At 47.6% G+C, this 8,166-nt stretch carries 9 protein-coding genes; 3 read left to right on the forward strand and 6 right to left on the reverse strand.

The window, feature by feature from the left end; all coding sequences use genetic code 11:
* A partial coding sequence (locus tag OEM52_11825) for a hypothetical protein (protein ID MDK9700825.1) occupies positions 1-291 on the forward strand: 291 nt, incomplete at its 5' end.
* Between the two features lie 256 nt (positions 292-547).
* Here OEM52_11825 and OEM52_11830 read toward each other — a convergent pair.
* A complete protein-coding gene (locus OEM52_11830; GenBank protein ID MDK9700826.1) occupies positions 548-1,126 on the reverse strand; it encodes a YdeI/OmpD-associated family protein in 579 nt (192 codons plus the stop codon).
* A 206-nt stretch (positions 1,127-1,332) separates the two neighbouring features.
* Between OEM52_11830 and OEM52_11835 the strand changes: the two genes are divergently transcribed.
* On the forward strand, positions 1,333-1,731 hold the full coding sequence (locus OEM52_11835) for a bacteriohemerythrin (GenBank protein ID MDK9700827.1): 399 nt from the start codon (positions 1,333-1,335) through the stop codon (positions 1,729-1,731).
* Between the two features lie 280 nt (positions 1,732-2,011).
* On the forward strand, positions 2,012-2,419 hold the full coding sequence (locus OEM52_11840; protein MDK9700828.1) for a hemerythrin family protein: 408 nt from the start codon (positions 2,012-2,014) through the stop codon (positions 2,417-2,419).
* A 162-nt stretch (positions 2,420-2,581) separates the two neighbouring features.
* Here OEM52_11840 and OEM52_11845 read toward each other — a convergent pair whose 3' ends face one another.
* The 5 genes from OEM52_11845 to OEM52_11865 all read right to left on the reverse strand — a co-directional run.
* Positions 2,582-5,749 carry a PAS domain S-box protein gene (locus OEM52_11845; protein MDK9700829.1) on the reverse strand — a complete coding sequence of 1,056 codons (3,168 nt, stop codon included), beginning with the start codon at positions 5,747-5,749 and terminating at the stop codon, positions 2,582-2,584.
* Between the two features lie 138 nt (positions 5,750-5,887).
* Positions 5,888-6,385, reverse strand: a complete 498-nt coding sequence (locus OEM52_11850; GenBank protein MDK9700830.1) for a hypothetical protein — start codon at positions 6,383-6,385, stop codon at positions 5,888-5,890.
* Positions 6,386-6,391: 6 nt separating this feature from the next.
* The gene (locus OEM52_11855) at positions 6,392-7,057 is read right to left on the reverse strand and encodes a hypothetical protein (GenBank protein MDK9700831.1); all 666 of its coding nucleotides are present in this window, start codon (positions 7,055-7,057) and stop codon (positions 6,392-6,394) included.
* An 8-nt stretch (positions 7,058-7,065) separates the two neighbouring features.
* Positions 7,066-7,848 (reverse strand): OsmC family protein, encoded by a 783-nt coding sequence (locus OEM52_11860; protein MDK9700832.1) that lies wholly within the window; start codon positions 7,846-7,848, stop codon positions 7,066-7,068.
* Positions 7,812-8,166: DsrE family protein (locus tag OEM52_11865; GenBank protein MDK9700833.1), on the reverse strand; the 355-nt coding region annotated here is incomplete at its 5' end. The genes OEM52_11860 and OEM52_11865, both read right to left, overlap by 37 nt.

Raw genomic sequence — 8,166 nt, forward strand, 5'->3', positions numbered from 1 at the left:
GGCGGACGTGGGAGTCCGCCCCTACCCAACGCCCGTACGTTGGACATTCTGTCCAACGGGCTTATCGTTGGTGATTTCGGGTACCAGAAGAGCTTGTTTTTCCTTTCTGGGATTGCTTCGGCGCAAGGCGCTCTCGCAATGACAAAACGGGCGGACGTGGGAGTCCGCCCCTACCCAACGCCCGTACGTTGGACATTCTGTCCAACGGGCTTATCGTTGGTGATTTCGGGTACCAGAAGAGCTTGTTTTTCCTTTCTGGGATTGCTTCGGCGCAAAGCGCTCTCGCAATGACAGTGCGGGCGAACCTTTGGGTTGCCCCTACCCAACGCCCGTATGTTGGACATTACCTGCGGTGAGCCGCAAAGCGGGTTCCTGTCCAACGGGCATATCGAGTACACTGTTATCCCCTAAAGCCATCGGACAAGAATGTCCGATGTACGAGATCGGCAACCGGGCTTGGAAGCCCGTAACCACCCTTGAAACAAGCAACTCTTAAGACGGGCTTGGAAGCCCGTAACCACCACTGAGACTGTAACTAACCCAAAAACTAATCGTCTAATCCCAACCCATCGAGTATGCGAGGTGTGCATTTTTCGATGCGGGCAAGTCGCGTTTTCGTTTGTTTCGCCGCCGAAAAGTAGAGCAAGTAAGCCCGTTGGCGTCCCGGGGTTAACCCATCGAAAGCCTGTTTTAACGCCGGGGAGGCGTCGAGTGCCGCTTGAAATTCGTCGACAACTGTAAACTCAGAGGTCTTTTTTAGTACGACTTTCTGCCCGGCTTTTTCCACAGCAATTGCATTTCGGAGGTATTCTTGCAACACCGCTTCCTGTGCAACGATTTCTGCGAAACCAGTAAACCGAATCTGCCGCCCCGCCTGCACATTTTTCGTTTGTTGAACCAGCAGTCCGTGTGGATCGTCGAGTAACGCCCCTTGAAAGAATAACAGCGCGCAATACTCTTTGAACCCGTGAATCAAGACGACATTCCGCTTTTCATAGCTGTAGCAGGGATGCATCCATTTGATGTCTTCCGTCAATCCGAACGGCAGAATGATTTCCCGCAGCTTGGCGTATTCTGCCTGCCACTGCTTTGCATACCGAATGAAGGCGTCAACCCGTGGATTCATTTCCCCCTCCCGAAAGTCAATTTCCCATTTCTTTTCCAATCAACTCGACGAAACCACTTACGATTGACGCAATCGGAACGGTTCCGAAGAAAATGATACGAAACGTTACCGCAGTGGCATTGGTTATGTAACGATAGTGCCCGGATTACATTGTCGAGAGATATCCTGTTACTTATATTTATTGCACGAAATATTTAGGGATTGCGATGGAAACTTTGGAGTGGCAGGATTCTTACTCCGTCGGTCATAGTATCATCGACGAACAGCACTATAACATGGTCGTCTATGCGAATCAACTGCTCGTCTGTCTGCAGTCAGACAAAGAGAAAGTATCAACTTTACAGGCGTTAGAGTTTTTAGTAGAAGAGACTGTATTACATTTCCAAACAGAAGAGGAGTATATGCATCGCTCTGGATTCAGTGGTTATGTAACACATAAGATCGAACATGAGAAACTAGTTGCTCAAATAAAAAATCTGAAACGAGATTGTGAGCTAGATCGAATAAAAGCGCGCGATCAATTGGTTGCCATCGTCCGATACTGGCTACTTGAGCATGTCCTATCGCATGACAAAGGATTGGGTCGATTCTTGAAAAGCCGCTAAACTGTTGTGAACGGGCAGATGCTCTCACACCGGCTTTTCATGGCTGTGAGTTAAGAAGACGATTACCAATACCTATATAGCAACATCGGGATTCCCAATTGCACTCTAACTACGAATCCCACATCCCTAACCCCACGCCTTTCACTGCACGGGCGCGATGATGCGCACAATCAAATGATCGCAACGTATCACTACTCCGATTGGATTTGGTTTCTTCAATGATTTGAATGAGTTAGAACCAAGCACTACATTGAATACACGCAGAAACGAGGAATTCATAATGACCATTCTCAATTGGGAAGAAAAATACGCGATTGGACATCCCATCATCGATCAGCAACATCGAAACATGTTGACTATTGGCAATCAACTACTACTCAGCTTGCAAACAAACAGGTCGAAGCAGGAAACATTGCAAGTGCTCGAAGCGCTGATTGCGGAGTCGGAATTACACTTCCAAACCGAAGAGGAGCTGATGTACCGCTTAGGGTTTGGGAGCTATGTTAACCATAAAATCGACCACGACGCGCTCAAAGCACAAATCAAAATTTTAATGCGAGAGTGTGAGAATGACCGGGTAAAAGCCAAAAATCATTTGATCTCCATCGTCCGCAATTGGCTGTTAGAACACGTAATGTCTTATGATAAAGGATTAGGTCGGTTCTTAGCAGACCGAAAAACTACATAGTTGGAGTAGTTAAAACGGCAAAGTATTTTTACAAAGCAGATTGAAAAGCAGATTTCACACAATTGAGAAAGCGGGGTTACCTCGAACCCTGAATTCCGAATCCCCTACACCCTTCACTTTGCACCACTCCACGACAGGAAAGTCGCGGCCACGAATCCCAATTCACGACCGAAGCAGTTTATCGACTGCACCAACCAATTCCTTCGCAGTAAAGGGTTTCTGGAGGAAGGCGGTGTTTCGCTCGAACAGTTCTTCAAAGCCGATGATTTCCGCGATGTATCCCGAAGCGAAAAGTACTTTCACATTCTGCCATGTCTGACGAATCTGCTCGATGGTCTCTTTTCCGTTCAGGCCGGGCATTTTCACATCGCAGACAATCACATCGAATTGTTTTTCCATTTTCCCGCAAATCTCAAGCGCGTCATACCCATCAGCCGCCGCCACAACGCGGTATCCGAAGGCTTCGAGCGTGGTCTGGGTAACTTTGCGCACCATGTCGTCGTCTTCGACCACTAAAATATGCCCGCTTGCCGTTCGCTTTGTCGGGGTGGTGATTTCCGCTGTGACTTCCGTAGTTAACTCTTCGAGGCGAGCCGGGAAGAAGAGATAGAATGTCGTTCCTACCCCAATCGAACTATCGACGCCGATATCCCCACTACACTGTTTGATAAAACCATATACCATCGATAAACCGAGTCCGGTTCCCTTCCCTTCACTTTTCGTGGTAAAGAACGGTTCAAAAATATGAGCGACATAATCATTGGGAATTCCAGTACCAGTATCGGAAATCGAAAGTTGGACGTAATTTCCCGGTTCCAAGTTGACTGGTAGTTTTACTTGGCTGGGTATAATCAGATTCTTAGTTTCGAGCTCGAGTCTTCCACCACTCGGCATAGCATCCCGCGCATTCACCGCGAGATTCATGATCGCCTGTTCCAACTGATTGGGATTTACATAGACATTCCAGAGATCAGGTTCTTTCAGGAATGATAATTTTACATCCTCGCCAATTACCCGCCGTAGCATGAGCTCCATATCGGCGAGTTGAGCATTCAATTGTACAATTTGAGGCGCAGCTGGTCGCTTTCGGCTAAAGGAAAGTAATTGGTGGGTTAACTGGGTCGCACTCGCTACCGCTTTCCTGATTTCACTGAGGTGTTCGTGTAACGCATGCGGTTTATCCAATTGTAATTCTGATAATCCAAGATGACCTTCCATCACTGTTAACAGGTTGTTAAAGTCATGTGCGACACCACCGGCAAGCCGTCCAATCGCTTCCATCTTCTGTGCTTGTTGTAACTGCTCAGCAAGCATTTTTCGCTCGGTGATGTCGATGGAAACGCCTAACATCGCGCGTTCGCCGGATTCTTCTTCATCGAAGGGAATTTTTATCGTCTGTAAGTGGCGAACTTTCCCGGTTGAATCGGTAATCGTCTCTTCGGGAATCAGTTTTGCCATACCGCTATCGATGACTTCTAAATCGTCGGAATTAAAATGCTTAACTTCCTGCTCGTGCGGATTCACGTCCGCATCGGTTCGTCCGGTTAACTCTTCAACTGTTGTGCCGAACGCTTCGGCAACGGCGTTATTAGCGAGTATGAAGTTTCCGGCTCGATTTTTCGCAAAGATAAAATGCGGAACAAGATCGATCACTTTTCGCAGTTTTCGCTCGCTTGCTTGCAACGCTCTCTCTGCCTTCTTGCGCTCGGATATATCGTAACTGATCGCGGCAAAATAACCCGGTTTTGGTGAGTATAGGAACATCTCTAAATAGAAATTCATAGATGGCGAAAACCGCTCGATTCGTTGGGAAACGCCGGTTAATGCGACTTCTCCGCATAGTTCTATCCAACTATCATCTGAATTACTCAACTCTTTCGCGGTATGTCCGATAATCTCTTCAGCCGGTCTGCCAAACATCGCTGCTAAGGCAGGATTTACTTCGACAAAACGAAAGTCGACCGGTTTACCAAACTCGTCGCAAATCACTTCGTTCAAAGAGAAGCCGTTGAACATGCCATTGAACAATTCGCGGTAGCGTTGCTCTTTCTCCTGCAGCTGTAGCTCAGCGAGTTTCCGGTCAGTGATGTCATACAGAATACCCGCCATACGAATCGGTTTACCTGTCTCGTCCCACCGGATGACGCGGCCGCTCTCATGTACCCACAACCATCTTCCGCGCGATGTTTGCACCCTGTACTCGATCATAAAGCGATCGATGAATCCGCGTAGATGCGCATTCAGCAACTTCTTGACAAAGGGCAGATCTTCCGGATGAACCAGCGTTTCCCATTGCAGTAGGTCACCAGACATTGCCTCTAATGGCATATCGAGCAACTGGGTCCAACGTTGATTGCGACTGATTACTCCCGAATTGATGTCCCAATCCCAAATCGCTAATTGGCTCCCTTCTAACACCATTTGTAAACGTTCTTCACTGGCAGTGAGTTTGTGAAGTGCAAAATCCCGTTCGAGTTCGGCACCAGTTCGGGTAGCAAAAAGCTGGAGCAGAGTTTCCGAGATGTTTATGCGAGTCAATGGTTTTGTATCGCAGATTACCAAGACGCCGAGCCACTCATTGTTTGAACCGAACAATGGTGCTCCGATGTAGGATTCGAGTTGCAAATCGGCGAGCAGTTTATCGGTTGGAAACAACTCCTGTACATTTTCCGGATAACATTTTATTTCGTTGCCGATAACGGTTTCGCAAGGTGTGCCCGCTATCTCGTATTCGAAGTTCTCACGAAGATTTCCATTGGAAAATGCTGCTACTGTTTGCACGGTTTTACTATCGGGCAGCAGTTTTCCGATGTAGGCGATTGCTACGTCAAGTAACCGAGCTAATTCTTGGACAACTTTTGAAAAAAACTCGTGACCAGTTAGATCGGAAGTCGTTTGGAGCATGATTTGAATCGCGCGCTCCAATTGACGTTGACCAGAGATGTCCATTGCGAACAAAGTGACATGGGTAACTTCCCCGGTTTCATCTAAAACAGGAAAGAAATTATTGAGAAACCAACTTCCATTTCGCTCATCTTCAAAGCGAACCGGCATTTTTGAACGAATCGCTTCGTTGAATTTATCGCGTCTTGCCCGGGCGATATCCTCCGGCAACAACGAAAAACAGTTTCTTCCCAGCAGCTTTGAACGCTCAGAATTTAACTGTAGGGTGCCTGCAGAGTTGATTTCGACGATAGTGCCTTGGGGGTCTAAAACAAGCACAAGTTCCGATACCGCTTCCAATAGGTTGAAAGCGACGTGACTCTGGATGAGCTTAACCGGTAGTACCGGCGGTTGGGTTGGTTTTAGCTCTTCATCAAGATCGCTCAAAGCATTGCTCCTCAAAGGAAACATTCTCATCACAGTGGTGCTTTAGAATAATGCGGAAGATGTAAGATTACAACAAACTGAAGTAATATATCAAAGATTTTTTGTCTTGACTGAATCGGAATATGTAAATGTGGTTTCCTACTTGTGTTTTCGCCGTAAGTAACTTGCAGCCTCCACCATACTAAATAATTTTAACAAAGCTACTTCTTCACTATTGATGCAACGCCGCGAAAAAGTACCGAAACCACAATCGGGGTTTAGGAATAAATTATCCGGCTTTGTGAACAACAGCGCGGATTCAACTTGCTGGACGATTTGTGCAACCGCCTCCGCCTCTTCAGTACGGGGATTGACAACTCCTAAACCAATTTCCCGGTTGGTAAGTCCTTGACCCACTATTGCAAATTCACCAGCGCGCGGTGTTGCATACTCGAGAACAAACTGGTTGACTTTCATTGCCTGAAAAGCCGAAACCAATTTTTCATAACTTCCCGACAACAACACATCTTCCCGGCGGCTCCAATTGCCCCGGCAGACATGAATGGCAGTGCGAACGCCATCGATCCCGTCAATGACGCGATTAATCAAATCGGCTGCATACTCCAGTTCGGTACCCGCATCCCGGCGGGTCGCCAACGTCGCTCACATGAATGTACGGCGATGATTTTCTTGCGAAAGCGTTACTTCGGTTAAGACGGGTTCATCGAACTGCACAAAGGTGCAACCAGCATCCCGGAGATCCCTCAGCTCTTCGCGTAGTATCCGTACAATGTCATCTGCCATTTCTGTTTTACAGGAATAAGCAGACTTTGATAGCTGTCCCACCCACATCGCTCGGGTAAGTAAATAAGGTCCAGGCAATGTCATCTTGACTGGTTTGTCGGTTTGTTTTTCCACAAACCGGAACTCTTCGACAGCTAACGATTCCCGCCGATTCAGTTTTCCAGTACAAGTTGGATTGAACATCGCAGAAGCTGGTACATCGAGCGTTGTCAACATTTCCTCAAAGCTTGCTTTATCCTCAACGGTATCCAGCAAATCGGCTAAAGAATGAAGTGTAGTACCGTCAAGTTTTTCCGTAAGAAATGAGTAGAAATTCTCTCGACGATGTTCCCCATCGACGACAATATCAACTCCTGCTTCCTCTTGTAAACGGATAGTACGGACGATGTCGTTTTCCGCGATTCGATTGAACTCATCGCGGTTGATGCGACCTTTCCGTTGATCTTGTTGTGCCCGCAACATCGCTTGTGAACGGGGCCAGCTTCCTACTTGTGTTACCGGAAACAACGGTAGCTTATTCATCATTCTTCCCATCAAACAACGCTAAACTTACAAGTTACGGTTACCGATTTCGATAATGTTGCATAGGTCGGCGAACTCCGTAACGACTCGCTCCAGAGTTTCCGCAATGTCTCGGGAGAGGCAAGACTGGTGGCGTAACACTTTAAATCAATTGCTGCAAGCGATGGATCTCCCTCTTCCACTCCGAGGTGAGCCATGATGTTATGGAGACGACCGGAAAGTGAAATCTCTAAATCATCGAGTTCGACATTTGCCCTTGAGCATGCAGCGAAAAATCCTGCAGACAAGTCACCAGCCAGAGCCGCTAATAAATACTCGATAGCCGAGGGATGCGCGTCCTTTTCTTCGAAACTCGCGGGTTGACCAACGAGGAACGAAAAATTCCGGCAATACACCGATGTTTTCTGGTTTCCGGTCGAACGGGCCCTTAATCGCCATTCGTATTCTTTCGCCTTGGCAAGGTCGGCTTCCAATGCGGTTGCGTCCTCTACTAACAGTTTCCCTTTTTGGATAAAATAACGGGTAACTCGTCCTAATGGGGTTTTCCCGAGGTAGTTATTGCCCGTCATATTGCACCACGGCGGTAAATCATCACCTACTGTTGGTTCGCTGCTTCGCATTTCGAGTATACCGCCTTCGGGAACGGAAAGCATTGCTTCCCGGAGTAGCAATACTAATCCCGAACCGCAATCAAGCTCGCCACCGTCGAATACATAATCGATGGAGAGTTTTGCCAATGTTTTCTGATCCATCTCGATTAGTAACTCACACAAGGCGAGCCACTCGATAGCCATTCCACCAGTGCTGCACCGCCGGCCGGTTGCGCTCCGGTAATCAAGCGGTCTTCGGTGATACCGCGCTTCTTCATACAAGGCGTGCAAACATAGATTTTCCCACCGCCGGTGACATATTTCTGTATTAACTCGTTGAGAGGCAAAAACGGTTCGCCGACAGCGACTTTTTCCGCTTCTCCTGCGACTGCTGCCCACACACCATCGGCGCTAAGAAAGACCATTGTGTCTTTTTCACTACCTAACGCAGCGTTGGCGACGACGAATCCAAGTGTCGCTTTATCCGTATTGTCATGGGTGTGGGTGATAGACACACAAAAT

It is taken from the genome of bacterium (assembly GCA_030247525.1).
In the GTDB taxonomy this organism is placed as follows: domain Bacteria; phylum Electryoneota; class JAOADG01; order JAOADG01; family JAOADG01; genus JAOTSC01.

What these genes read in the sequence shown, in the direction of transcription:
- OEM52_11860 (MDK9700832.1), bottom strand. Translation starts at nt 7,848, where the DNA reads ATGGCTATCGAGTGGCTCGCCTTGTGTGAGTTACTAATCGAGATGGAT.
- OEM52_11835 (MDK9700827.1), top strand. Translation starts at nt 1,333, where the DNA reads ATGGAAACTTTGGAGTGGCAGGATTCTTACTCCGTCGGTCATAGTATC.
- OEM52_11855 (MDK9700831.1), bottom strand. Translation starts at nt 7,057, where the DNA reads ATGATGAATAAGCTACCGTTGTTTCCGGTAACACAAGTAGGAAGCTGG.
- OEM52_11830 (MDK9700826.1), bottom strand. Translation starts at nt 1,126, where the DNA reads ATGAATCCACGGGTTGACGCCTTCATTCGGTATGCAAAGCAGTGGCAG.
- OEM52_11840 (MDK9700828.1), top strand. Translation starts at nt 2,012, where the DNA reads ATGACCATTCTCAATTGGGAAGAAAAATACGCGATTGGACATCCCATC.